Consider the following 23,504-nt stretch of genomic DNA (forward strand, 5'->3'; position numbering starts at 1 on the left):
GATCAGCGCGGCGGTCGGAACGGTTCGGCTAGTCGACTCATCCCCGCTGCCCGCCCTTTGCCGGCGATCACCAGCGCCATCTTGCGGCTGGCCTCGTCGATCATCTCGTCGCCCAGCATCACCGCTCCCCTGGCCCCACCCGCGTGCGAGGTGTGCCATTCGTAGGCGTCCAGGATCAGCTCGGCGTGGTCGTAGTCAGCCTGGCGGGGACTGAAGATCTCGTTACCCGCATCGATCTGGTCGGGGTGCAGAACCCACTTGCCGTCATAGCCCAGCGCGGCCGAACGGCCGGCGACCCGGCGGAACCCGTCCACATCGCGCACCTTCACGTACGGCCCGTCGATGGCGTTGATGCCGCGACTGCGCGCGGCGATCAAAATGCGCATCAGCACGTGGTGGTGGGCATCGCCGATGTCGTAGCCGTCAGGCTGCCCACCGACTTCGAGGGTGCGCATGTTGAGGCTGGCCGCCATGTCGCCCGGACCGAGTACCAGCGCCTGCACCCGCGGGGCCGCAGCGATCGCGTCGATATTGGTGAGCCCCTGCGCGTTCTCGATCTGCGCCTCGATGCCGATGGCGCCCGGCGCCAACCCGTGGGTGGCCTCCAGCTGAGTGAGCAACAGGTCGAGCGCCTGCACGTGGGCGGCCTCGGTGACCTTGGGCAGCACGATGAGATCGAAGGACGCCCCCACTGAAGCCACAGTGGACACCACCTCGATCACGTCGGCGTAGGTCCACGGTGTGGTCCAGTCGTTGACCCGAACCCCGCGCAGCTGGCCGGCCCAACCGTCGGCGACGAGCGCCGCCGCCACCTGGACGCGGGCCGACTCCTTGGCGTCGGGAGCGACCGCATCCTCCAGGTCGAGGAACACTTCGTCAGCGGGCAGGCTCTTGGCCTTCTCGATCATCTTCAGGCTGCTTCCCGGAACCGAGAGGCACGTTCTACGGGGTCGATACGTGTTCTCCACGACCACAGTCTCTACCCTTTGTTTCATGGCGGCGGTGAACAGGGTCTACGCGGCCCGGCTCGCGGGGATGGTCGTGTTGGGCCCCGACGGGGAGTCCATCGGCCGGGTCCGTGACGTGGTGATCAGCATCAGCATCGTCCGTCAGCAACCGCGCGTTCTCGGCCTGGTGGTCGAATTGCTCACTCGGCGAAGGATTTTCGTTCCCATCCTGCGAGTGACGGCGATCGAGCCGGGTTCGGTGACACTGGCCACCGGCAGTGTGTCGTTGCGCCGTTTCGCGCAACGACCCGGAGAGGTACTGGTGCTGGGCCAGGTGTTGGAGACCCGGGTACGGGTCGACGACCCCGATCTTGAGCAGCTGGCCGGAATCGACGTCGTGGTAGTCGATCTGGGTATCGAGCAGACCCGGACCCGCGACTGGGTGGTGACGCGGGTGGCCGTGCGCCCGCAGCGACGTCTGGGGCGGCGCACCAACATCCACGTCGTGGAGTGGCAGAACGTGCACGGGCTGACCCCGTCGGGACTGGCAATGCCCGACCAGGGGGTGGCCTCGCTGCTCGAGCAGTTCGAGGGGCAACGCCCGGTCGAGGTGGCCGAGGCGCTGCGCGAGCTGCCGGTCAAACGGCGCTACGAGTTGTACCGCGCCTTCGACGACGAGCGCCTGGCCGACGTGCTACAGGAACTTCCCGAGGACGAGCAGACCGCAGTGCTGCGCCAGCTCAACACCGAGCGTGCCGCCGACGTGCTGGAAGCGATGGACCCCGACGACGCCGCCGACGTTCTGGGCTCCATGACCCCGGCCGACGCCGAAACACTCCTGCGCAAGATGGACCCCGAGGACTCCGAGGGCGTGCGCCGGCTGCTGGCCCACTCGCCCGACACCGCGGGCGGCCTGATGACCAGCGAACCGGTGGTCCTGGCCCCCGACACCACCGTCGCCGAAGCGCTGGCACAGGTGCGCGATCCGGATCTGACCCCGGCACTGGCCTCGATGGTCTTCGTCACGCGGCCACCCAGCGCCACCCCTACCGGGCAGTACCTGGGCTGCGTCCACCTGCAACGGTTGCTACGAGAACCGCCGGCGGCCCTGGTCAGCGGTATCGCCGATACGGATTTGCCCAGCCTGAGCCCGGCCGATTCACTGGCCGCGGTGACCCGCTACTTCGCCGCGTACAACCTGGTGTGCGGCCCCGTCGTCGATGAGGAGAACCACCTCTTGGGGGCGGTGTCGGTCGACGACGTGCTCGACCACATGCTGCCCGACGACTGGCGTGAACGTGACGAGCCTGAGCTCCCGGTGGCGGGCTCATGAGCGAAACCTCGGCGCGTCAGCGGCTGGACACCCCGCGCGCGACCCGCGGCTTCGGGCTGCACGTCGACATCGAGGCGGTGGGCGCGTTCAGCGAGTCGATCGCGCGTTTCCTCGGCACCGGGCGCTACCTGGCCATTCAGACCATCGTGGTGCTGGTCTGGATCGCCCTCAACATCGGCGTCTTCACCTTCCAATGGGACCCGTACCCGTTCATCCTGCTCAACCTGGCGTTCTCGACTCAGGCCGCGTATGCCGCCCCGCTCATCCTGCTGGCCCAGAACCGGCAGGAGAACCGGGACCGGGTCTCCCTCGAGGAAGACCGGCGCCGGGCCGAACAGACCAAGGCCGACACCGAATACCTGGCCAGGGAACTGGCGTCGCTACGGCTGGCGGTGGGTGAGGTCGTCACGCGGGACTACCTGCGCCGCGAGTTGGAGGAACTGCGCGACCTGATCACCGAACTGGTCCCGCAAACCGACACCGACGGGAGCAATCCGAGCAAAGCCGACGGCGGCGAGCGCAAGTCCAAGCGCGGTGGTTGATATCACTGTCGACCATTGTCGTAACAACGGAAACCTCGACTATGTATGGTGACTTGGTTCACAACATGGCCAAAGCTGACTTAAGGACGGGTAAGTGCGCGTAGGGGGAGGAGCGGTTATCGCAACCGCTCGGCGCCATGTGAGCCGGCTCGTGCGCTCGCCCGCGCTCGGCGTCGCCGTCCTGGCCCCCATCGTGTTGGTCGCAGGCGCCGGTTCGGCCGCCCCTGGCGCCGGGGTCTCCGGCACCGCGGTCACCCCGCTGGCCGCCGTCGCCCCCCAGACCGACCGGTCTGGCCCCGCCGTGGTCGCCGCGGCCAGACCTCCGACGAGCTTCCGCATCAAGCCGATGACCACGCTCTCCGCTCCCCCACCGGCATTCGTTGTCAATACCCCTGGCGCCCTTGGCATTCCAGGAACATCGCTGAAGGCCTACCGCAACGCCGAACGGATGATGGCGGCGGCCTACCCCAGTTGCGGGGTCAGCTGGAACCTGCTGGCCGGCATCGGCCGGATCGAGTCGGGGCACGCCAACGGCGGCGCCACCGATGCCAGCGGCACCGCGGTCCGTCCGATCTACGGCCCCGCACTCGACGGCACCTTGCCGGGCAACGAGATCATCGTCCAGAGCGTTCAGGCGGGGCGGGTCTCATATGTGCGGGCCATGGGGCCGATGCAATTCCTGCCCGGCACCTGGGCCCGGTATGCCTCCGACGGCGACGGTGACGGCCAAGCCGATGTGCAGAACGTGTTCGACTCGGCGCTGGCCGCGGCTCGCTACCTGTGCAGCGGGGGGCTCAACCTGCGCGACCAAGCCCAGGTCATGACGGCGATCCTCCGATACAACAACTCGGTGGCCTACGCCCGCAACGTGTTGGGCTGGGCCGCGGCCTATGCCACGGGCGTGGTGCCCGTCGACCTGCCCGAAATCACCGGGTCCATTCCTCCGATCGGCGATTCCCACCTGGACAACCCGGAGGGCCTCGGCCCGGGCCTACCCACCGACGCCACCGGCCTGCCCGCAGGCGATCCGCTGGCCCTGATTCCGCTGCTGAACCGCAACGAGACCGGCACGCAGAACGTTCCGGGCTTCGCACCGGGGCAGGTGCTCGGTCCGCTGCCGGGTCCGGCAGAGGCCATCCCGTCCCAGACCCCGGCCGCGCCGCCGCCCTGGGTGCCGCCGTGGGAGCAACCGCGTCAGCCCACGTGCGTGGTGTTCTGCTTGGGTGAGCAGGCCCCGCCGCCGCCCGGCCCCGGTCCGGCGCAATTCCCGCCGCCAGGGCCCGTGCCCGGACCGGCACCGCAGGCACCGCCGCTGGGGCCGGCACCGGCCCAGATCTCTCCCGTGGCCCCCGCACCTGCGCCGGCCGGCCCGCCGATCGAGGCCGCGCCGCCGATTCCGGCATTGGGACCGGGTGCCGGCCCCGCCCCTGGACCGGCACCGGGGCCCGCCTGACGCTGGCCTGGATCCGGCGTCGTGTGCCACCGCCGTAGACTCAGCAGTGATGTCCGAATCTGCCACTGAGCTGCAATCCGCGGTTCGCGCTGCGCTGGCCAAGGTGATCGACCCCGAATTGCGGAAGCCGATCACCGAACTCGGCATGGTCAAGAACATCTCGATCGAGGCCGACCACGGCGTGCATGTCGAGATCTACCTGACCACCGCGGCCTGCCCGAAGAAGAACGAGATCGCCGACCTGGTGAAGGCCGCCGTCACCGACGTTCCCGGCACCGGCGCCGTCAAGGTGAGCCTCGACGTGATGAACGACGAGCAGCGTGCCGAATTACGCAAGATGCTGCGCGGCGATTCCCGCGAGCCGGTGATCCCGTTCGCCCAGCCCAACTCGTTGACCCGGGTGTACGCGGTGGCCTCGGGCAAGGGCGGGGTCGGCAAGTCGAGCGTGACGGTCAACCTGGCTGCCGCGATGGCCGCCCGCGGGCTGTCCGTCGGTCTGTTGGATGCCGACATCTACGGCCATTCGGTGCCGCGCATGATGGGCACCGGCGACCGGCCCACACAGGTCGACTCGATGATCCTGCCGCCCGTCGCCCACGACGTGAAGGTCATCTCGATCGCGATGTTCACCCAGGGCAACACGCCCGTGGTGTGGCGCGGGCCCATGCTGCACCGGGCCCTGCAGCAGTTCCTGGCCGATGTGTACTGGGGCGATCTCGACGTCCTGCTGCTCGACCTGCCGCCCGGAACCGGCGACGTGGCGATCTCGGTGGCCCAGCTGATCCCCGGCGCGGAGATCCTTGTCGTGACCACACCCCAGCTGGCCGCGGCCGAGGTGGCCGAGCGCGCCGGTGCGATCGCCCTGCAGACCCGTCAACGCATCGCAGGCGTGGTGGAGAACATGTCGGGCCTGTTGATGCCCGATGGCACCGTCATGCAGCTGTTCGGTGAGGGCGGCGGCCACCAGGTGGCCGAATCGCTGACTCGCTCGGTGGGCGCCGAGGTGCCGTTGCTGGGCCAGGTCCCGCTGGACCCGGCGCTGGTCACGGCCGGCGACTCCGGTGTTCCGCTGGTGCTGTCGGCCCCGGATTCACCCGCCGGCGCCGAGCTGCGCAAGATCGCCGAGGGATTGTCGGCGCGTAAGCGTGGGCTGGCCGGGATGTCGCTGGGGCTGGATACCGCCCGCCGTTAGGTCGCGTCGGGGTCGAATGTCGTTCCGGTGGGCTTCTCCGCCGGCTTGGCCACTGCGTCGCCGACGGCCTTGTCGCCCGGCACCGAGGGCTGCTGATTCTGGTGGTCGTCGAAGGCCCCGGTCAGGAATGAATCGTCGCCGTCGAGCAGGTGCTTGGTGATCGCGGCGCGCGGCGTCATGCCGCGCAGCTTCTGCAAGTCGGCCAGGGGCTGCCGGAGATCGTCGAAATCCGGCCCCAAGTCCTCACGCAACTGGGTGGTGGCGCCGCTGACGTAGTCGCGCGCCTGCCGCAGCGCCCCGGACGTCCAGCGGATGGCACCGGGCAGGCGTTCGGGCCCCAGGATCACCAGACCGGCGATCACCAGGACCAGCATCTCCCCCCACCCGATGTTCGCGAACATCGTTACTGCGCTTTTTGATCGTCGCTGATCGGCGTGACCATGAATGTCATGGGCCGACCGTCGCGGAGCACCTCGATCGGGGCTTCCTGCCCGATCTTGAGCTGACGCACCGCGACCACCATCTCGTCGGCGTCGGCGACCTCGCGGTCCCCGACCTTGACCACTACGTCGTTCTCCAGGATCCCCGCCTTCTCCGCCGGGCCGCCCGCGTTGACGTTGCGGACCTGCGCGCCCGAGGCGACGCTGTTGCTCACCGTGACGGCGCTCAACAACAGCGTCGGATGAGCAACCTTGCCGTCCTTGATCAGGTTCTCGACGACCTGCTTGACCTCGTTGACCGGAATCGCGAAGCCCAGCCCACTGGCGCTGTCCGACAAGGACTTTCCGGCCGTGTTGATCCCGATCACCTCGGAGGACATGTTGATCAGCGGGCCGCCGGAGTTGCCGTGGTTGATCGAGGCATCGGTCTGGAGCCCGTCGATCACGGTGTCGGTGTCGGAGCCCTCACCCGAAAGCGGCACGGGGCGGTGCAGGGCACTGATGATGCCGCTGGTGACCGTGCTGCGCAGGCCCAGCGGGGCGCCGGCGGCGATGACTTCCTCACCGACGCGCACCTTCTCGGAATCACCCATGCGTGCCACGACGAGGTTGTCGACGTTGTCGACCTTCAGCACCGCCAGGTCGGTCTTGGGGTCACGACCGACGAGGTTGGCAGGGACTTCGCTGCCGTCGTTGAACACGACGGTGATCTTGTAGTCCGCGGGCTTGCTCGCGGCATCTGAGATCACGTGGTTGTTGGTGACGATGTAACCCTTGCCGTCGACGACCACACCCGAGCCCTGTGAGCCCTCGGTCTTGCTCTTGGCCTCGATCGTCACCACCGAGTCCTCGACCGCGGCGGCGACCTTGGCGAACCGCCCGGCATCTGCGGGCGGGGCATCGCCGGTCTCCAGCGTCACCTTGGAGGTGGTGAAGGCCTGCACGGTGCCCGCGGTCTTCTGGCCGACCCAGCCGCCGACGAACGCGATCAACCCGGCGACGATCAACAGGATGAACAGCGACGGCCACGACACTCGGCCGCCGAACAGCACCTCGCGGGCACCCAGCTTGCCGATCGGAGCGGCCGCCACCACCGGCGCGGCCGGCGCCTGCGCCGGCATCCCCAGCGCGGGAATGGCACCCGGGTCGCGCCAGGGATCGTCGAAATCTTCGTCGCCGACGGCCTTCTCGGCCTCCATCGCGCCGATGTCGGTGGGATGGCGCTGCAGCGAGTCGGCGGCGCCACCGGGCCGGCCGAACGCCTCGGCCAGCACGGGATCGGGCGGTTGGTCCTTGGGCGCGTACTCACCCTGGTCCTGGTACTTCTCGGCACCCAGGAACGAGCCTTCGACGCCGTCGGGACGCCCGAAAGTGCGCTCCGACAACTGATCGACGGGTGGGCGCTCCACGGGGCGCGGTTCCAGACGACCGCTCTCGTCGGACTGGTCCTGGTTGGTCACCGGTGTATCACTCTCTATCGGAGCGCCCGCCCCAGCCGGATAGGCCGGCGCCGGTCACTGATCGCCTTGTGTGCAGCCTACCGACGCTTACGCCGGCTCCGCGTCGGGTCATCAGCGAACCGGGGCTGCTCATCGACGTCGGCCGAAGGCTGGGGGCTGTGGTGCGGTATCTGCGACAACAGCCCCAGCAGGGAATTCGGGATGGCTATCGGACAGGAGTCCCGCAATGCGGCCCGGGCCTGGCCCTGGGCATCGACCTCGGCAGCGCAATCCGGGCACAGGGACAAATGGTGGGCGGCCCGCAGATGGGCGCTCATTCGCAGCTCACCATCGACGAATGCCGCGATCGCCTCGATCGACAGATGCTCGGTGGATCCGAACTGGCGCGGCGCGCCGACCGGGGCATCGCTCTGCGAGGCGAACTGCGCAGGCAACCAGGAGAATGCCCGACGGAACACATGTCCCGGGTCGACCATCGCCCAGCTCCTCTCACCACGCCCAAATGTCCTGACCCGAATGTAGCGCGACCGGGCGCGCTGAACACCAACCACCGCTAGGCGGATTTGGCGGTTTCCGGCGAGTTCTTCGCCAGATAGTCGCGCAGCGCCTGCCGACCGCGGTGGATGCGGCTGCGCACGGTGCCGAGCTTCACGCCCAGCGTGGCGCCGATTTCCTCATAGGACAGACCCTCGATGTCGCACAGGACCACCGCAGCGCGGAACTCCGGGGCAAGTGAATCCAGAGCCGCCTGAAGATCGGCCCCCAACCGGGAGTCGTGGTAGATCTGCTCGGGGTTCGGATCCTCGGCGGGCACCCGGTCGTAGTCCTCGGGCAGCGCTTCCATGCGGATGCGGCCGCGTCGGCGGACCATGTCCAGGAACAGGTTGGTGGTGATGCGGTGCAACCACCCCTCGAAGGTTCCGGGCTGGTAGTTCTGCACCGAGCGGAACACCCGGATGAAGGTCTCCTGGGTCAGGTCCTCGGCATCGTGCTGGTTACCCGATAGCCGGTAAGCCAGCCGGTAGACCCGGTCGGCATGTTGGCGCACCAGCTCGTCCCACGACGGCATGGCGGCCTGGTCGCCGGTGGCGTCGAAAACTGCCGTACCGGTCAACTCGTCGGAAGGCTCCACCCATTCGCCGGTGGTGAACTGCTCCAAATGAGCCATGGTCACCGGGGCGGCCTGGGTGGCAGGGTTCGAGGTAACAGCGTTCGTGCTCGTCGGATCCTCCTGATCACAGATTTCACTCAGCTCAACACGACTGATGACTTCGTTATTCCGATGACTGTCCTGGTTGTGCTGGGCAGTGCGCCAGCGGGCGCCGTGTTCCATGCCGATACCGTTCCCGATCCCGGTGTGGCAGGCATATGAGCAATCTGAACTTTCCCTGAGAAAGCCGACGATACGTCGGGTTACCTGCACGGACCAGCGAATTTCGAGCCCGTGATAACCGCCACCCACGGGCGTGTCGCCTCGGCGCCCCGGGGGTCTGGCTTACGCTGCGGGCATGGTCAGCTCCAACGCAGATCGCGCCGAGGCGATCGTCACCCACGCCGAACGGTCGATCTCCGAAGACGAGATCGTCGCGGCTGCGCGCGAGCGGGCCGACGAACTCGGCGCGGGTGCGGTCACGCCGGCGGTGGGGGCGTTGCTGAGTGTGCTCGCGCGGCTCACCGGGGGGCGCGCGGTGGTCGAAGTCGGCACCGGCGCCGGCGTCAGCGGGTTGTGGCTGTTGTCCGGCATGAGCGACGACGGCGTACTGACCACGATCGACGTCGAACCCGAGCACCAGCGCATCGCCAAGCAGGGGTTCAACGAGGCCGGAGTCGGCCCCGGACGCACGCGACTGATCAGTGGACGCGCCCAGGAGGTGCTGACCCGTCTGGCCGACGAGTCGTACGACCTGGTGTTCATCGATGCCGAGCCGATGGACCAGCCGCAGTTCGTGACCGAGGGCGTGCGGCTGCTGCGTTCCGGTGGCGCCATCGTGTTGCACCGTGCCGCGCTGGGCGGCCGGGCCGGCGACGCCGGGGCCAACGATGCCGAGGTCAGCGCCGTGCGCGAGGCGGCCCGGCTCATCGCCGAGGACGAACGGCTCACCCCGGTGCTGATCCCGTTGGGCGACGGCTTGCTGGCCGCCGCCCGCGACTGACTCTCTCAACCCTTCCTCCGGCCTCACCCCTCGGCTGTAGGGGTGGGGCCGAACTTGTTCTTTACGGATTCCTGACGGGCCAACCCCTTGACCGCTGACTGAACGCATGTTTAGCGTACTAAACATGCGTTCAGTCGATGATCGAACAGCAATCGCCCGGATCCGCGACGCCGCGATCGAGCAGTACGGGCAACACGGCTTCAGCGTGGGATTGCGCAGCATCGCCGAGGCCGCGGGCGTCAGCGCCGCCTTGGTGATCCACCATTTCGGCTCCAAGGAAGGCCTGCGCAAGGCGTGCGACGCCTACGTGGCCGAGGTGGTGCGCGAAGCCAAGACCGAGTCCATTCAGAGCGCTGACCCCTCGACCTGGATGGCGCAAATGGCCGAGATCGAGTCCTACGCGCCACTGATGGCCTATCTGGTACGCAGCATGCAGTCCGGCAGCGAACTGGCCAAGGCGTTCTGGCGCACCATGGTCGACAACGCCGAGGAGTACCTGCAGGAGGGTGTCCGCACCGGCGTGCTCAAACCCAGCCGCGACCCGCGGGGCCGGGCGAAGTTCATGGCGATGTGCAGTGGCGGCGGATTTCTGCTGTACCTGCAGATGCACGACGACCCAACAGATCTGCGCCGGGTGTTGCGGGATTACGGCGAAGAAATGATGCTGCCCGCCCTGGAGCTCTACACCGAGGGGCTCATGACCGACTCGACCATGTACGACACGTTCCTGCATCAACGCGAACAAGGCATCCCGTTCAGCACAGCCACCGAGAGCAAGGAGCCAGCGTGAACAAGTCCGTCGAAATCCGCGGATTGACAAAGTCTTTCGGGCACACCAAAGCCCTGGACGGACTGAACCTCACCGTATCCCCCGGCCACGTCACCGGGTTCCTCGGACCCAACGGCGCGGGCAAGTCCACCACGATCCGAGTGCTGTTGGGACTGCTGCGGGCCGACGGGGGAAGCGTGCGACTGCTCGGCGGCGACCCTTGGCGCGACGCGGTCGCGCTGCACCGGCGGATCGCGTACGTCCCCGGCGATGTCACATTGTGGCCCAACCTGACCGGCATGCAGGCCATCGACTTTTTGTGCCGGCTGCGCGGGAACGGCGTCGACACTCGGCGCCGAGACGCCCTCATCGAACGATTCGAGCTGGACCCGCTCAAGTTGACCCGCACCTATTCCAAGGGCAATCGGCAGAAGGTCGCCATCGTCGCGGCGTTCAGCTGCCACGCCGAGCTCTATATTCTCGACGAGCCGACATCAGGACTGGACCCGTTGATGGAGAAGGCATTTCAACAATGTGTCGGTGAGGTCGCCGGCCAAGGCGCCGCGGTCCTGCTGTCCAGCCACATCCTCGCCGAAGTGGAAAAGCTCTGCGACAACGTGACGATCATCCGCTCCGGACGCACGGTGCGTTCCGGAACACTGGCCGAGCTGCGCCACCTGATGCGCACCAAGGTCGTCGCACGCACCCGCTCCGACGGCCGCGCGCTGCAGAACACCCCCTATGTTCACGACTTCGCCAGCCGTGAGGGTGCAGTGAGCTTCTCGGTGGACCGCAACGACATCGAGTTCGCCCTGGAGCACCTCACCGATCTCGGCATCGAAGATCTCACCGTCACACCGGCATCCCTGGAGGACATGTTCCTCCGTGAGTACCAGGGGGCGACTCGATGACAGTCGCCACCGCCCCGGCGCGCCCCGCGGGACCGGCGCGCACGGCGACGTCACCATTCACCGGTACCGGAATCCTGTTGCGCCTGGCGCTGCGTCGTGACCGGGTACGGCTCGGCGTGTGGCTCGCCGTACTCACCTCGATGATGGTTTACGCGCCCAACGCGATTCGGTTGGCATACCCCGGTGAAGAGCAGCGACTGGCCCGGGTCAACCTGCTCAAGACTCCGGCCGGGATGATGCTCGGCGGGCCCATGTTCGGCGGCAACGAGACCGACCTCGGCGTGATGATGGCCAACGAACTGATGCTCACGCTGACCATCGCGACCTCGATCCTGGCGGTTCTCACCGTGATTCGTCACACCCGCGCCGAAGAGGAGAACGGCATCGCCGAACTGGTGCTCTCCTCGGTGGTGGGACGCTACGCACGGACCGCCGCTGCCCTGATCCTGGTCGGTGGGCTCAACGCCGTTCTCGCACTCACCATGACCCTGGCCATGGCCGCCACCGGCTTCGCGGTACTCGACACCGCCGCCATGTGTCTGGGCATCACGGGAGTGGCCATGGTGTTCGGCGCCGTCGCCGCGGTGACCGCGCAGCTCTGGCGACAGGCTCGCACGGCGTCGGGCGCGGCGCTTGCGGTACTTGCGCTGGCCGCGCTGGTGCGCGGGGCAGGCGATGTCATCGACAACTCGGGCAGCGCCCTGAGCTGGTTCTCCCCCATCGCCTGGGCACAACAGATGCGACCGTTCGCCGGCCTGCGTTGGTGGCCGTTCAGCCTGCTGGTAATCCTGGCCGTCGCGCTGATGGCGGTCGCCGCGGTGCTGGAGCGGCGTCGCCAATACGACGCGGGCACCATCGCGTCGGCGGGTGAAAAGCCTGATGCCGCTGCGATCACCGGCCCGCTGCGGCTGCACCTGACGTTGCAACGCGGCCAGACCATCGGCTGGGCCACGGGCCTGTTCGTGGCCGGCCTGGTCTTCGGTTCGATGACGAAAGCGCTGCTGGACGCGGCCGAGACCAACGAATTGATCGCCCGGGTGCTGTCCGCGACCGGCAACGACGGCATCTACACCACCATGACTCAATTCCTGGCCGCGGCGGCCTGCGGGTACGTTGCCTCGGCTGTGCTGCGGGTGTACGCCGACGAGCAGAACGGACTGGGAGAGCCGGTGCTGGCCGGTTCGGTGTCGCGCCGGCGGTGGCTGTTGGGGGCGGTGTGCTGCGCCCTGGCCGGGGCAGCGGTCCTGATGTTGTGCGCCGGGCTGGGCAACGGCCTGGGTGCCGGGCTGACACTGGGCGAGCCGGCGACCGTCATCCGCCTCACCGTGTCCGCACTGGCGTATCTGCCGGCACTGGCCGTAGTGGCCGCGATCGCGGCCTTGGCGGTGGCTCTGCGCGCACCCTGGATCGCCTGGCTGACAGTCACTTTCGTGATCACCGCGTTGTACCTCGGGGCGCTGCTGCGCCTGCCGCGCTGGCTGATCGAGTTGTCGCCCGTGGGCCAGACCACTGTGCCCAGTAACTTCCCGGCTGCGGCGCTGATTGTGATGCTCGTGGTCGCAACGGTTTTGGCGGCCATCGCCGGCTGGATCTATCGCAACCGCGACGCGGTGTGAAACCCAGATAGGAGGCAGCTGATGAAACTCGCACTTCAGACCATCGCATCCGGTGTATTCGGCCTGGCACTCTTCGTCGTGGCACTGTTCTGGCCGGCCGGCACATTCGGCTACTGGCAGGCCTGGGTTTTCATCGTCGTATTCATGCTCACCACTTTGGTGCCCAGCATCTATCTGGCGGTCCGGGACCCCGCCGCCCTGCGACGACGGCTGCACGGCGGGCCCACCGCGGAAACCCGCATCGTGCAGAAGATCATCATCTGGGCAGTCACGGGCTCGGCCTTCGCGGTGTTCGTGCTCAGCGCCCTCGACCACCGGTTCGGCTGGTCGAGCGTGCCGATCGCGGTCGTCGTCCTGGGCAACGTCGTGGTGGCGGTCGGCCTTGTCCTCGCGCAGGCGGTCGTCTTCCAGAACAGCTTCGCCGGCGCCAGCATTCGAGTGGAGGACGAGCAACCCCTGGTATCGACCGGCCTCTATGGCCTGGTCCGTCACCCGATGTACTTCGGTGCGGTGTTGATGATGTTCGGCACGCCGCTGGCGCTTGGTTCGTACTGGGCGCTGCTCGTTTCGATCGTCTCGATCCCGATTTTCGGCGCACGGATCGTCGACGAGGAGAAGATGTTGCGCGCCGAACTCGGCGGCTATGACGAGTACAGCCAGAAGGTCCGCTACCGCCTGCTGCCCTACGTCTGGTGATGGGAGCCCCATGTTGATCGGTCTGCAGGCGGCGGTCTCCGCCGTTGTCGGATTCGCTGTGTTCGCGGTCCTCGTGTTCGCGCCCGCCGGTACGTTCGGCTGGGGTCGTACTGGGCGCTGGTACTCGTCATTCCGGGGGTGGCCCTGCTGGCTGTGCGCATCGTCGACGAGGAGAAGTTGTTGCGCGCCGAACTCGACGGCTACGACCAGTACACCCGCGAGGTCCGTTACCGGCTGCTGCCCTACGTGTGGTGAGCCGAACGGCGCGGAGCGGATAACGGCGAACTGCCCGGCGCGAGGCCGAGTTCGCCGCATACTGCAGTAATGGAACTGTTGACCGGCTTTGGCCTGGCGACCGCGGCGGGGCTCAACGCCTACATCCCGTTGCTGGCGCTCGGCCTGCTGTCACGCTTCACGCATCTGGTGTCGTTACCGGCGGGCTGGTCCTGGCTGGAGAACGGCTGGGTGATCGCGATCGTCGTGGTGCTGCTGATCATCGAGGTGGTCGCCGACAAGATCCCCGCCCTCGACTCCGTCAACGACACCATCCAGACCTTCGTCCGCCCGACCGCCGGCGGCATCGTGTTCGGGTCGGGCACCGCGTCGCAGACCGCGGCCGTCACCGACCCGGGCGCTTTCGCCCAGTCCGGGCAATGGATCCCGGTGGTGATCGGCGCGGTCACCGCGCTGGTGGTGTCGTTGACCAAGTCCACGGTGCGGCCGGCGGCCAACGTCGCCACCGCCGGGGTCGCCGCACCCGTGCTGTCCACCGTCGAGGACGTCACCAGTGTCGGTCTGGTTTTCGTGGCGATCCTGCTGCCGATCCTGGTGCTCGTGGCGCTGGTCGTGTTGCTCTGGGGCGCGTTCCGGTTGTGGCGGTGGCGCAAGCGACGGACCGAGGCCAAGGTCGGCGTCAACGCACGCACCAGTGCGGCGCCCCGACCCGCCGCGGTGGATCCGTGGGAATGACCCCGCACTGACGCGCGGATGCGTCAGATCCACACACCCTTGCCGACGGCGACCACACCGCCCGCACTGATCGCGAACCGCTCCCGGTCCTTGTCGAGGTCCACACCCACCATCTCGCCCGGGCCCACCACCACGTTCTTGTCCAGGATGGCGTGGCGCACCACCGCACCCCGCCCGATCCGCACCCCCGGCATCAGAACGCTGCCCTCCACGATGGCGCCGTCGTCGATGACGACGTTGGAGGACAACACCGAATTGCGCACCGAGGCGGCCGAAATGATGCTGCCGGCACCGACCACCGACTCCTGTGCCGATCCGCCGTTGACGAACTTGGCCGGTGCCAGGTTCTCCGACTCCCCGCGGATCGGCCAGCGCTTGTTGTAGAGGTTGAACACCGGGTGCACCGACACCAGATCCATGTGCGCGTCGTAGAACGCGTCCAGGGTTCCGACGTCGCGCCAGTAGCCGTGATCGCGTTCGGTGGCCCCGGGCACCTCGTTGTTGTTGAAGTCGTAGACCGCGGCCATCCCGTCGGTCACCAGCCGGGGGATGATGTCGCCGCCCATGTCGTGGTCTGAGTGGTCGTCGTCGGCGTCGGCGCGGATCGCGTCGATGAGCACCTTGGTGGTGAAGATGTAGTTGCCCATCGACACGAAAGTCTGTTCGGGATCATCGGGGGTGCCCGGTGGATCCGCGGGCTTCTCCACAAAATCTCGGATACGCCCGGAATCGTCGGCGTCGATACAGCCGAACGCACTGGCCTCGGCGCGCGGTACCCGGATCCCGGCCACGGTGGCCCCGGCCCCGCTGTCGATGTGGAACCGCAGCATCTGTTCGGGGTCCATGCGGTACACGTGGTCGGCGCCGAAGATGATGATGTAGTCCGGGTCTTCGTCGTAGATCAGGTTGAGTGACTGGTAGATCGCATCGGCCGATCCGGTGTACCAGCGCGGCCCGAGCCGCTGCTGCGCAGGCACCGGGGTGATGTACTCACCGGCCAGGCCCGACAGCCGCCAGTTCTGGCTGATGTGCCGGTCCAACGAATGCGACTTGTATTGCGTCAGAACGCAGATCCGTAGATATCGGGCGTTCACCAGGTTGGACAGCACGAAATCGATCAGCCGGTAGGCACCGCCGAAGGGAACTGCCGGCTTGGCACGATCAGCCGTCAACGGATACAGCCGTTTGCCCTCTCCCCCGGCCAGAACGATGCCCAGCACATGTGGCAACTCCCTCATGGGTCAAACCTATCCGCCAACCAGCAACGCGGCCAGCCAATGGCAACAGATGTGTGCGGCGTGTAGCTGGACCCTCGCCGACCTACTACCGTCTCGGATATGCGGGTGGCCATGATGACTCGGGAATATCCACCCGAGGTGTACGGCGGTGCCGGGGTGCACGTGACCGAACTCGTCGCACAATTGCGTCAGCTGTGCGACGTCGACGTCCACTGCATGGGCGCCCCCCGGGACGGGGCCTTCGTGGCGCAGCCCGACCCCGCGCTGCGCGGCGCCAATGCGGCGCTGTCGACACTGTCCGCGGACCTCAACATGGTCAACTCCGCGTCGGAGGCCACGGTGGTGCACTCACATACCTGGTACGCCGGGATGGCCGGGCACCTGACCGGACTGCTCTACGGCATCCCCCATGTACTGACCGCCCACTCGCTCGAGCCGCTGCGCCCCTGGAAAGCCGAGCAGCTCGGTGGGGGCTACCGGGTGTCCTCATGGGTGGAACGCACCGCGATCGAGGCTGCCGACGCGGTGATCGCAGTGAGCTCCGGTATGCGTGACGACGTGCTGCATACGTATCCAGCGCTCGATCCCAACCGGGTCCACGTGGTGCGCAATGGGATCGACACCGACGTCTGGTATCCGGCAGCGCCCGCCGATCACGACTCGGTGCTGGCCGAACTCGGTGTCGACCTGACCCGGCCGATCGTGGCTTTCGTCGGACGCATCACCCGTCAGAAAGGTGTGGCCCACCTGGTGGCCGCGGCCCACCGGTTCAGCCCGGAGGTGCAGCTGGTGTTGTGTGCCGGCGCCCCCGACACCCCCGAGATCGCTGCCGAGGTGTCCTCGGCAGTGGCGGAACTGGCCCGGGCCCGCACCGGCGTGTTCTGGGTGCGCGAGATGCTGCCGATCAACAAGATCCGCGAAATACTTTCCGCTGCCACAGTTTTCGTCTGCCCCTCGGTGTACGAGCCGTTGGGCATCGTGAATCTGGAAGCGATGGCTTGTGCGACGCCGGTGGTCGCCTCCGATGTCGGCGGTATCCCAGAGGTCGTCGCCGACCGACAGACCGGGCTTCTGGTGCACTACGACGCCACCGACCCGCGCTTCTTCGAGATGCGTCTGGCCGACGCGGTCAACTCACTGGTGGCCGAGCCGGACACCGCCAGAAAGTACGGTGAGGCCGGACGCCAGCGGTGCATCGCCGAATTCTCCTGGGCGCACATCGCTGAGCAGACCCTGGAGATATACCGCAAGGTGTCCGCCTGAGCGGACACCTTGCGAGGTCGATCAGCTGGTGACGGCCTTGAGTTCGTCACCCAGCGCAGCGGCCTCGTCAGGAGTCAGTTCGACAACGAGGCGCCCACCGCCTTCCAGCGGTACTCGCATTACGATCCCTCGCCCCTCTTTGGTTGCTTCCAGTGGACCGTCACCAGTCCGGGGCTTCATCGCCGCCATCGAGTGCTCCCTCCAACTTCGCCGACCCGCGTCAGGGCCAGGTTGGGGCCGAAGCCGCCCACTCGTTGGCGGCACCCGGCGTTGAACTGCTACTGAACTCCCCCTATTCTTCCCTATCCGCCGCGATGGTTGTGCAAAGACCCTTCGGATACCGACTGATGTCACTTTCGGGCTGCCTCCGGCACCCAGCAGGCCGCGACGTGATCGTCGACCATCCCGGTGGCCTGCATCAACGCATATGCCGTGGTGGGGCCGACGAACTTGAAGCCGCGGCGCTTGAGTTCCTTGGCCATGGCGGTCGATTCCGGTGTCACCGCGGGGACTTGGTCCAGGTCAGCGGGCCGGGGACGGGCCGGCGGGGCGAATGACCACAGCAGCTCACTCAAGTCGACGTCGAGGTCGTTGACCGCCTTGGCATTGGCGATCGTCGCCAGGATCTTGGCCCGGTTGCGCACGATGCCGGAGTCGGCCATCAGCCGCTCGATGTCGTCGTCGGTGTACTTCGCGACCACACCGGCATCGAATCCGTCGAACGCAGCCCGGAAATTCTCCCGCTTGCGCAGGATGACCAGCCAGCTGAGACCGCTCTGGAAGGCCTCCAGGCTGATTCGCTCGAACAGAGCGGCCGAATCCCGTAGCGGACGGCCCCACTCGGTGTCGTGGTAGTCGCGGTACAGGGGATCGCCCGATTGGACGGCCCAGCCGCACCGGATGCGGCCATCGTCGGCGGTGCCGACAATCCGGTCGGTCACGGCTCCTCCGAGGTCCGGACCTCGCCCGCGGTGGCCGACATCTCCGCGTCATCGTCGCCCTCCGCGTCGAAGTCGTCGGGTACGCCGTAGGCCGCGCGGACGGCAGCCAGCTCCCCCCGCACTGCGTCCAGTTCGCGACCCAACCGATCCAGTACCCAGTCCACCTCGCTGGTCTTGTATCCGCGGATGACCTGGGCGAACTTGACGGCATCGACGTCGGCTCCGGTGACCCCCGAGGCCGGCAGGACCGTGGCGGTCGTCCCACGGGGCAACGGTGGCAGCGTCTCACCCCGGCCGAAGATCATGCTGCCCAGACCAAACAGCACCGTGGCCACCAGGACCAGCACCACCAGGTACAGCAGTATCAGTGTCACGCCCTCGATACTGCCTCACGCATGCGACATCTAGCGCGGGCGCAGGGTCACCATCGGCGGACGGTCGGCCAGGGACACCGACGACACCCGCGGGGTGAAATCGTCACCGTCGGCGTAGAACTGCGTCAGCCCCATGCCCGAATCAGCGATGCCGCACCGCGACAACAAGGTCGCGATGACCTGCCGACTCATCGAGGCCAACTCGGTCAAGGGGCGGTTGCGGTGGGCTCGCACCCCGAGGTTCACCTGGGCGATGGCGTCGAGACCCAGGCGGTCGTAGGTGTCGACCAGCAGACCGATCTCCACGCCGTAACCGGGCGCGAAGGGTACCGAGGTCAGCAGCTCGCGGGTGCCCGCGTATTCGCCGCCGAGCGGCTGCAGCACGCAGTTCAGCTCGGGGCGCAGCGAGGCCAGCAGCGGGCGCGCCACCAGCTCGGTGACCCGGCCACCCCCGTTGGCGTCCTCGCTGCCGCTGACCTTGAGCGGCCGCCGATAGAACCCCTTGACCAGGTGCACACCGTCGGCGGTGAGCAGTGGGCCCAGCAGCTTGGGGACGAACATCGGGTCGGGGTCGATCAGGTCGGAGTCGACGAAGGCGATGATGTCACCCGTCGTGGCGGCCAAGGACCGCCACAGCACCTCACCCTTGCCCGGCTGCGGTGCCAGTTCAGGCAGCGCGACCTCGCGGCTGATCACCCGGGCCCCGGCGGCGAGCGCACGGATCTCGGTGTCGTCGGTGGACCCCGAATCGAGCACGATCAGCTCATCGACCAGGCCGCCCAACAGCGGGGTGATGGTCTGGACGACGGAGGCGACCGTTTCCTCCTCGTTGAGGGCAGGCAGCACGACCGAGACTGTGCGGCCGGCCTTGGCCGCCTCCAACTCGGCGACGGTCCAACTCGGCCGGTTCCAGCTGTGGTCGGTCAACCAACGATGTCCGACGACTCCGTCGGTGACGTCCAGTTCAGGTATTGCAGTCACGCGAGCCCCCTCACTGTTCGTGCGGGTGCCCGCACTCCCTGGATCGACGCGACCATTTCCAGCACGCGCCGTGTGGGTCCGACCTCGTGTACCCGGAACATGGCCGCTCCATCCGCGGCGGCCAGTGCCGTCGCGGCCAGGGTGCCCTCCAGGCGCTCGGTCAGATCCACACCCAGAGTCTCCCCGACAAAATCCTTGTTGCTCAGCGCCATCAGGACTGGCCATCCGGTCTTAACAAGATCTTTTACGTGGCGCAACAAACTAAGACCGTGATGAGTGTTTTTACCGAAATCGTGGGTCGGGTCGATCAGGATTCGGTCCCGCGGGACACCCGTTGCTACCGCCCGCTCGGCGGCGGCGGTCACCTCGGCGATTACGTCGTCGACAACGCCGCGTTCGGTGATTCCGTAGGTCACCCGGAACGGCCGGGTGCGCGGCACTGCGCCGCCGGTGTGTGAGCACACCAGGCCGGCGCCGAACTCGGCGGCGACCTCCGGCAGACCGGGGTCCGCACCCGCCCAGGTGTCGTTGATCAGGTCGGCGCCGGCCGCGCAGGCCTGCTTGGCCACCGCCGCGCGCCAGGTGTCGACGCTGATCAGCTGATCGGGGTAGGTGGTGCGCAGCCATTCGATGAACGGCACCACGCGGGCGATCTCCTCGTCGGCGTCGACGGCGCTGCCCGGGCCGGCTTTGACCCCGCCCACGTCGATCACATCGGCGCCCTCGTCGATCACCCGTGCCGCCGCGGACTTCGCGGCGTCGTCGGTGAACGTCGCGCCGCGGTCATAGAACGAGTCCGGCGTCCGGTTGACGATCGCCATGATCAGCGCACGGTCAGCCGCGACCGGGCGTCCGCAGAACTGGCCATTGCGCGTCGTCAACACGCCTCCATAGTGCCTGGTGACTGATCCGCCGCCGTTTCTACCTCAGGGTGGCGATCCGACGCTGGCCACGACACTGGTGCAGAAAGCGGCACACCTGCCTACTTGGGCCGCTTACCTGCCGTCACCTCGTCGGGGTATTCCGGGTAGAACGGCACATAGCCCTCGTCCCGGCCGGCCAGCACATACAGCGGATCCTCGATGTCGGAGCCGTAGCCCTGCTTTCGCAGGTCGACCTTCTGGCTCTTGAACGTCGAGGTGTGGGCCAGTTCGCCGACGACGCGGATGAACAGCGGGACGGCGTAGCCCGGCAGGTGGCCGTAGAACGCGTCGGCCAATTCCTTGCCGTCGAACTCCTTGCCGTCCTTGAGCTGCACCGCGGCCATGCCGGCCCGCCCACCGGCACCGGGCACCTCGACGCCGAACACGGTGCACTCCTCGATCAGCGGATTGCTGGCCACGGCGGCCTCGACCTCGGTGGTCGCCACGTTCTCGCCCTTCCAGCGGAAGGTGTCGCCAAGGCGGTCGGCGAACGCCGCGTGGCCGAGCCCCTGGGACCGCATCAGGTCGCCGGTGTTGAACCAGACGTCGCCCTTCTTGAAGGCGTTGCGCACCAGCTTCTTCTCGCTGGCAGCCTTGTCGGTGTAGCCGTCGAACGGCTGCAGGGCGTTGACCTTGGACAACATCAGGCCTGGCTCGCCGCGCTTGACCTTGCGCAGCCGGCCGTCGGCGCCACGCGCGGGTTCGCCGCTGTCGGCGTCGTATTCGACGAAGGCGACCGGGCTCGGGCAGATGCCGGTGGACTTCGAGACGTTGAAGACGTTGACGAACGCGGTGTTGCCCTCACTGGCGGCATAGAACTCGCAGACGCGCGGGATGCCGAATCGCTGGGTGAACTCGTCCCAGATGGCCGGACGCAACCCGTTGCCGACGATCACGCGGACCTTGTGTGCGCGGTCCGTCGGCTTGGGCGGCTGGTTGAGCAGGTAGCCGCAGATCTCACCGATGTAGACGAACGCGGTCGCCTGGTAGTCGATGACCTCGTCCCAGAACCGGGATGCCGAGAACGACTTGCCCAGGGCGAGAGCGGCACCCGAGTTCAGCGCCGATCCGACCGAGACGGTCAGGGCGTTGTTGTGATAGAGCGGCAAGCAGCAGTACAGGGTGTCATCGCTGTGCAGCCGCAGGCCCAAGCCGCCGAACCCGGCCAGCGCGCGCAGCCAGCGGTAGTGGGTCATGACGCTGGCCTTGGGCATGCCGGTGGTGCCCGAGGTGAAGATGTAGAAGGCCTTGTCCTTGGCCAGCACAGCCGATGTGCTGGCGGGATTGGTGGTCGGCGCGGTGGACGCCAGGCGGCGCAGCTCCTCGACCGTGACCAGGCCGTTGGCCTCGGCCCCGCACTCGGTGATGTGCTCGATCAGATCGGACTCGGCCACCACGGCGGCCGCGTTGAGCAGCCCGATGCTGTGAGCCAGTACCTTGCCGCGCTGGTGGTAGTTGAGCATGCCCGCGACGGCGCCGCATTTGACGATCGCCAGCATCAACAGCACCGCGTCGGGCGAGTTGCGCAGCATCACCCCGACCACGTCACCGTGTCCGACGCCCTTGGCGGCAAGCACGGCCGCGTAGCGGTTGACCGTCTCGTTGGCCTCGCGGTAAGTGACACGCTGGTCTTCGAACTTGAGGAAAACCCGGTCGGCGTATTGGGCTGCCCGCTCCTGGAACACCTTGCCGATCGACGTCTTGGCCGTCGGCCGGGCCATCATTCCGGTGAGCACGCCCCGTGCGATGACCGGCGCATCCATCAGCAGACCGGGTACCTGGCTGGCGAGGTCGAGTAGGCCGACGCTGCTTCTGGTGCCCGATTTCTGGTCGGTCATGCGGTCTCCCCCTGCATGTTGTTATGGGTCTCGAGATGGCTCTCGTGTGGGCAACACCATAACCGCGCTGGTGACCGCCGTTACCGCCGGTTCTACGTAAGCGCTGCGCACACGTCGAGCGCTGCGGCGACCTCGTCGACGACGATCAACCGGTCCAGCGCCTGGCTGCTGACGTAGCCGGAGTCGGCCAGTCCACGCAGCCAGGTCAACAACCCGTCGTAGTGACCGAACGGATCGAGCAGCACCACGGGCTTATCGTGCATGCCCAGATAACCCGCGGTCCATGCCTCGAAGAACTCTTCCAATGTGCCGATGCCGCCCGGCAGGGCGATGAAGGCGTCGGAGCGGTCCTCCATCTCCTTCTTGCGTTCCCGCATGGTGTCGGTGACCACGAGTTCCGCCGCGTCCACGTCGGCGAGCTCACGGTGTACGAGGGCCTTGGGGATCACGCCGACCGTGCGGCCGTTGGACGAACGCGCGGCCCGCGCGACCGCGCCCATCGCCGAGACGTTGCCGCCGCCGGAGACCAACGTCCATCCGCGCTTGGCAATGGCCACCCCGACCTCGCTGGCCAAAGCCAGCAGCTCGGGATGGGTGGGCCCCGAAGCGCAATAGACACATACCGCAAACTCGCGGTCAGTTTCACCGGACACGTACCCAAACTAAAGGGTGCCGGTGAACCAGCGATGACGGGTGGGCGATGGACGTGACCGCGGCTCGCGGGGAGACTGAACTGAACGCGGAGGGACGATCCTGGTGACTGACGATGCCGATCAGCCGGTAAGGCTGAGCCGCGAGTTCATCTTGGATGCCGCGATCGAGCTGATCGATCGCGATGGTCTGACGAAACTGACCATGCGGCGGCTGGGTGCGGCCTGCGGCGTCGAGGCCATGGCGCTCTACCGTTATGTGCACAGCCGGGGCGATCTGCTGACCGGTGTCGTCAACCACATCGTGGACCGCCTCTACGCCGATCAGCTCGCCGCACGCCGGCAAGAGGACGGCTGGCAGGACTTTCTGCTCCGGCTCGGCCACGGCGTGCGCCAGATCGCCATCGACCATCCCGATGTGTTCCCGCTCGTGGCGACGGAAGCCCCCGAGGCACCGTGGGTGCGGCCACCACTGCGCAGCCTGCGCTGGATGGAGACTTTTCTGGAAACACTGCTGTCCTACGGGTTCAGCGACAACGCCGCAGTAGCCGCGTACCGGACGTACACCACGTTTCTGGTGGGTCAACTGCTGCTGGAGGTATCCGCGCGCGGGGTCACCCTCAGCCCCGACGAGGCCGTTCTCGACGATGAGCCGCCTCCCGACACGACGCTGGACGACTACCCGAACCTGCGTCGGCTGCAACCGATGCTGGCCGAGGACCACAGCGCCGACGAGTTCGAGGAAGCACTGGAGGCCATGCTCGACCGTATCGAGACCTGGCTGCCCAATCCCTGATCGGGACCTTGATCACTCG

General features: G+C 67.3%; 25 protein-coding genes. 12 read left to right on the top strand and 13 right to left on the bottom strand.

All coding sequences use genetic code 11. The annotated features are described in order from the left end of the window. Positions 1–2: 2 nt before the first annotated feature. On the bottom strand, positions 3–968 hold the full coding sequence (locus BKG60_RS22605) for an HpcH/HpaI aldolase/citrate lyase family protein (RefSeq protein WP_075910062.1): 966 nt from the start codon (positions 966–968) through the stop codon (positions 3–5). A gap of 25 nt (positions 969–993) precedes the next feature. On the opposite strand from BKG60_RS22605, the gene BKG60_RS22610 reads away from it, so the two are divergent. From BKG60_RS22610 to BKG60_RS22625, 4 genes are all read left to right on the top strand, one after another. Next, positions 994–2,280: a magnesium transporter MgtE N-terminal domain-containing protein gene (locus BKG60_RS22610; protein WP_070186840.1), complete on the top strand. Its 1,287-nt coding sequence runs from the start codon at positions 994–996 to the stop codon at positions 2,278–2,280. Then, positions 2,277–2,822 (top strand): DUF1003 domain-containing protein, encoded by a 546-nt coding sequence (locus tag BKG60_RS22615; RefSeq protein WP_070945523.1) that lies wholly within the window; start codon positions 2,277–2,279, stop codon positions 2,820–2,822. The genes BKG60_RS22610 and BKG60_RS22615 overlap by 4 nt, the downstream gene beginning before the upstream one ends. Before the next feature lie 151 nt (positions 2,823–2,973). Continuing rightward, complete coding sequence (locus BKG60_RS22620; RefSeq protein WP_308193032.1) at positions 2,974–4,275, top strand: lytic transglycosylase domain-containing protein; 1,302 nt, start codon at positions 2,974–2,976, stop codon at positions 4,273–4,275. A 49-nt stretch (positions 4,276–4,324) separates the two neighbouring features. Next, positions 4,325–5,467 carry an Mrp/NBP35 family ATP-binding protein gene (locus BKG60_RS22625; RefSeq protein ID WP_070186870.1) on the top strand — a complete coding sequence of 381 codons (1,143 nt, stop codon included), beginning with the start codon at positions 4,325–4,327 and terminating at the stop codon, positions 5,465–5,467. Here BKG60_RS22625 and tatB read toward each other — a convergent pair. The 4 genes from tatB to sigE all read right to left on the bottom strand — a co-directional run bounded on the left by tatB (position 5,464) and on the right by sigE (position 8,700). After that, complete coding sequence (tatB, locus tag BKG60_RS22630; RefSeq protein ID WP_070945524.1) at positions 5,464–5,868, bottom strand: Sec-independent protein translocase protein TatB; 405 nt, start codon at positions 5,866–5,868, stop codon at positions 5,464–5,466. The genes BKG60_RS22625 and tatB overlap by 4 nt on opposite strands. A gap of 2 nt (positions 5,869–5,870) precedes the next feature. Then, positions 5,871–7,367: a serine protease HtrA gene (gene htrA, locus BKG60_RS22635; RefSeq protein ID WP_070945525.1), complete on the bottom strand. Its 1,497-nt coding sequence runs from the start codon at positions 7,365–7,367 to the stop codon at positions 5,871–5,873. Between the two features lie 77 nt (positions 7,368–7,444). Further along, positions 7,445–7,843 (bottom strand): anti-sigma E factor RseA, encoded by a 399-nt coding sequence (rseA, locus tag BKG60_RS22640; protein WP_070186844.1) that lies wholly within the window; start codon positions 7,841–7,843, stop codon positions 7,445–7,447. Between the two features lie 77 nt (positions 7,844–7,920). Then, positions 7,921–8,700 carry an RNA polymerase sigma factor SigE gene (gene sigE, locus BKG60_RS22645; protein WP_070186845.1) on the bottom strand — a complete coding sequence of 260 codons (780 nt, stop codon included), beginning with the start codon at positions 8,698–8,700 and terminating at the stop codon, positions 7,921–7,923. 175 nt (positions 8,701–8,875) lie between these two features. Between sigE and BKG60_RS22650 the strand changes: the two genes are divergently transcribed. From BKG60_RS22650 to BKG60_RS22675, 6 genes are all read left to right on the top strand, one after another. Next, a complete protein-coding gene (locus BKG60_RS22650) occupies positions 8,876–9,520 on the top strand; it encodes an O-methyltransferase (protein WP_070945526.1) in 645 nt (214 codons plus the stop codon). 124 nt (positions 9,521–9,644) lie between these two features. Beyond that, positions 9,645–10,310, top strand: a complete 666-nt coding sequence (locus BKG60_RS22655; RefSeq protein ID WP_070945527.1) for a TetR/AcrR family transcriptional regulator — start codon at positions 9,645–9,647, stop codon at positions 10,308–10,310. Then, a complete protein-coding gene (locus BKG60_RS22660) occupies positions 10,307–11,200 on the top strand; it encodes an ABC transporter ATP-binding protein (RefSeq protein ID WP_070945528.1) in 894 nt (297 codons plus the stop codon). Before BKG60_RS22655 ends, BKG60_RS22660 begins: the two co-directional genes overlap by 4 nt. Continuing rightward, positions 11,197–12,816, top strand: a complete 1,620-nt coding sequence (locus tag BKG60_RS22665) for an ABC transporter permease (protein WP_070945529.1) — start codon at positions 11,197–11,199, stop codon at positions 12,814–12,816. Before BKG60_RS22660 ends, BKG60_RS22665 begins: the two co-directional genes overlap by 4 nt. A gap of 21 nt (positions 12,817–12,837) precedes the next feature. Continuing rightward, the gene (locus BKG60_RS22670; RefSeq protein WP_070186850.1) at positions 12,838–13,512 is read left to right on the top strand and encodes a methyltransferase family protein; all 675 of its coding nucleotides are present in this window, start codon (positions 12,838–12,840) and stop codon (positions 13,510–13,512) included. A gap of 324 nt (positions 13,513–13,836) precedes the next feature. Beyond that, entirely contained in the window at positions 13,837–14,481 is a 645-nt protein-coding gene (locus BKG60_RS22675; protein ID WP_120765002.1) for a DUF4126 domain-containing protein, read from the top strand. A 23-nt stretch (positions 14,482–14,504) separates the two neighbouring features. On the opposite strand, the gene glgC is transcribed toward BKG60_RS22675, so the two are convergent. Further along, on the bottom strand, positions 14,505–15,719 hold the full coding sequence (gene glgC / locus BKG60_RS22680) for a glucose-1-phosphate adenylyltransferase (protein WP_070945530.1): 1,215 nt from the start codon (positions 15,717–15,719) through the stop codon (positions 14,505–14,507). Positions 15,720–15,818: 99 nt separating this feature from the next. On the opposite strand from glgC, the gene glgA reads away from it, so the two are divergent. Next, positions 15,819–16,982, top strand: a complete 1,164-nt coding sequence (gene glgA, locus BKG60_RS22685) for a glycogen synthase (protein ID WP_110765031.1) — start codon at positions 15,819–15,821, stop codon at positions 16,980–16,982. Positions 16,983–17,003: 21 nt separating this feature from the next. Here the strand turns inward: glgA and BKG60_RS22690 are convergent, their stop codons facing one another. The 7 genes from BKG60_RS22690 to BKG60_RS22720 form a co-directional block, all read right to left on the bottom strand. Next, on the bottom strand, positions 17,004–17,171 hold the full coding sequence (locus BKG60_RS22690) for a DUF3117 domain-containing protein (protein WP_003885506.1): 168 nt from the start codon (positions 17,169–17,171) through the stop codon (positions 17,004–17,006). A gap of 161 nt (positions 17,172–17,332) precedes the next feature. Then, on the bottom strand, positions 17,333–17,923 hold the full coding sequence (locus BKG60_RS22695) for a DNA-3-methyladenine glycosylase I (protein WP_278185121.1): 591 nt from the start codon (positions 17,921–17,923) through the stop codon (positions 17,333–17,335). Then, the gene (locus BKG60_RS22700) at positions 17,920–18,297 is read right to left on the bottom strand and encodes a DivIVA domain-containing protein (RefSeq protein ID WP_070186852.1); all 378 of its coding nucleotides are present in this window, start codon (positions 18,295–18,297) and stop codon (positions 17,920–17,922) included. Before BKG60_RS22700 ends, BKG60_RS22695 begins: the two co-directional genes overlap by 4 nt. 30 nt (positions 18,298–18,327) lie before the next feature. Beyond that, positions 18,328–19,278 (bottom strand): glucosyl-3-phosphoglycerate synthase, encoded by a 951-nt coding sequence (locus tag BKG60_RS22705; RefSeq protein WP_070186853.1) that lies wholly within the window; start codon positions 19,276–19,278, stop codon positions 18,328–18,330. Then, complete coding sequence (gene folP, locus BKG60_RS22710; RefSeq protein ID WP_070186873.1) at positions 19,275–20,099, bottom strand: dihydropteroate synthase; 825 nt, start codon at positions 20,097–20,099, stop codon at positions 19,275–19,277. The genes BKG60_RS22705 and folP overlap by 4 nt, the downstream gene beginning before the upstream one ends. A gap of 161 nt (positions 20,100–20,260) precedes the next feature. After that, the gene (gene fadD6, locus BKG60_RS22715) at positions 20,261–22,039 is read right to left on the bottom strand and encodes a long-chain-acyl-CoA synthetase FadD6 (RefSeq protein ID WP_070186854.1); all 1,779 of its coding nucleotides are present in this window, start codon (positions 22,037–22,039) and stop codon (positions 20,261–20,263) included. A gap of 92 nt (positions 22,040–22,131) precedes the next feature. Continuing rightward, positions 22,132–22,692: an LOG family protein gene (locus BKG60_RS22720; protein WP_070186855.1), complete on the bottom strand. Its 561-nt coding sequence runs from the start codon at positions 22,690–22,692 to the stop codon at positions 22,132–22,134. 103 nt (positions 22,693–22,795) lie between these two features. Between BKG60_RS22720 and BKG60_RS22725 the strand changes: the two genes are divergently transcribed. Further along, complete coding sequence (locus tag BKG60_RS22725) at positions 22,796–23,485, top strand: TetR/AcrR family transcriptional regulator (protein ID WP_083650350.1); 690 nt, start codon at positions 22,796–22,798, stop codon at positions 23,483–23,485. Positions 23,486–23,504 lie beyond the last annotated feature (19 nt).

Origin of the sequence: Mycobacterium syngnathidarum, assembly GCF_001942625.1 — a bacterium.
Classification (GTDB): domain Bacteria; phylum Actinomycetota; class Actinomycetes; order Mycobacteriales; family Mycobacteriaceae; genus Mycobacterium; species Mycobacterium syngnathidarum.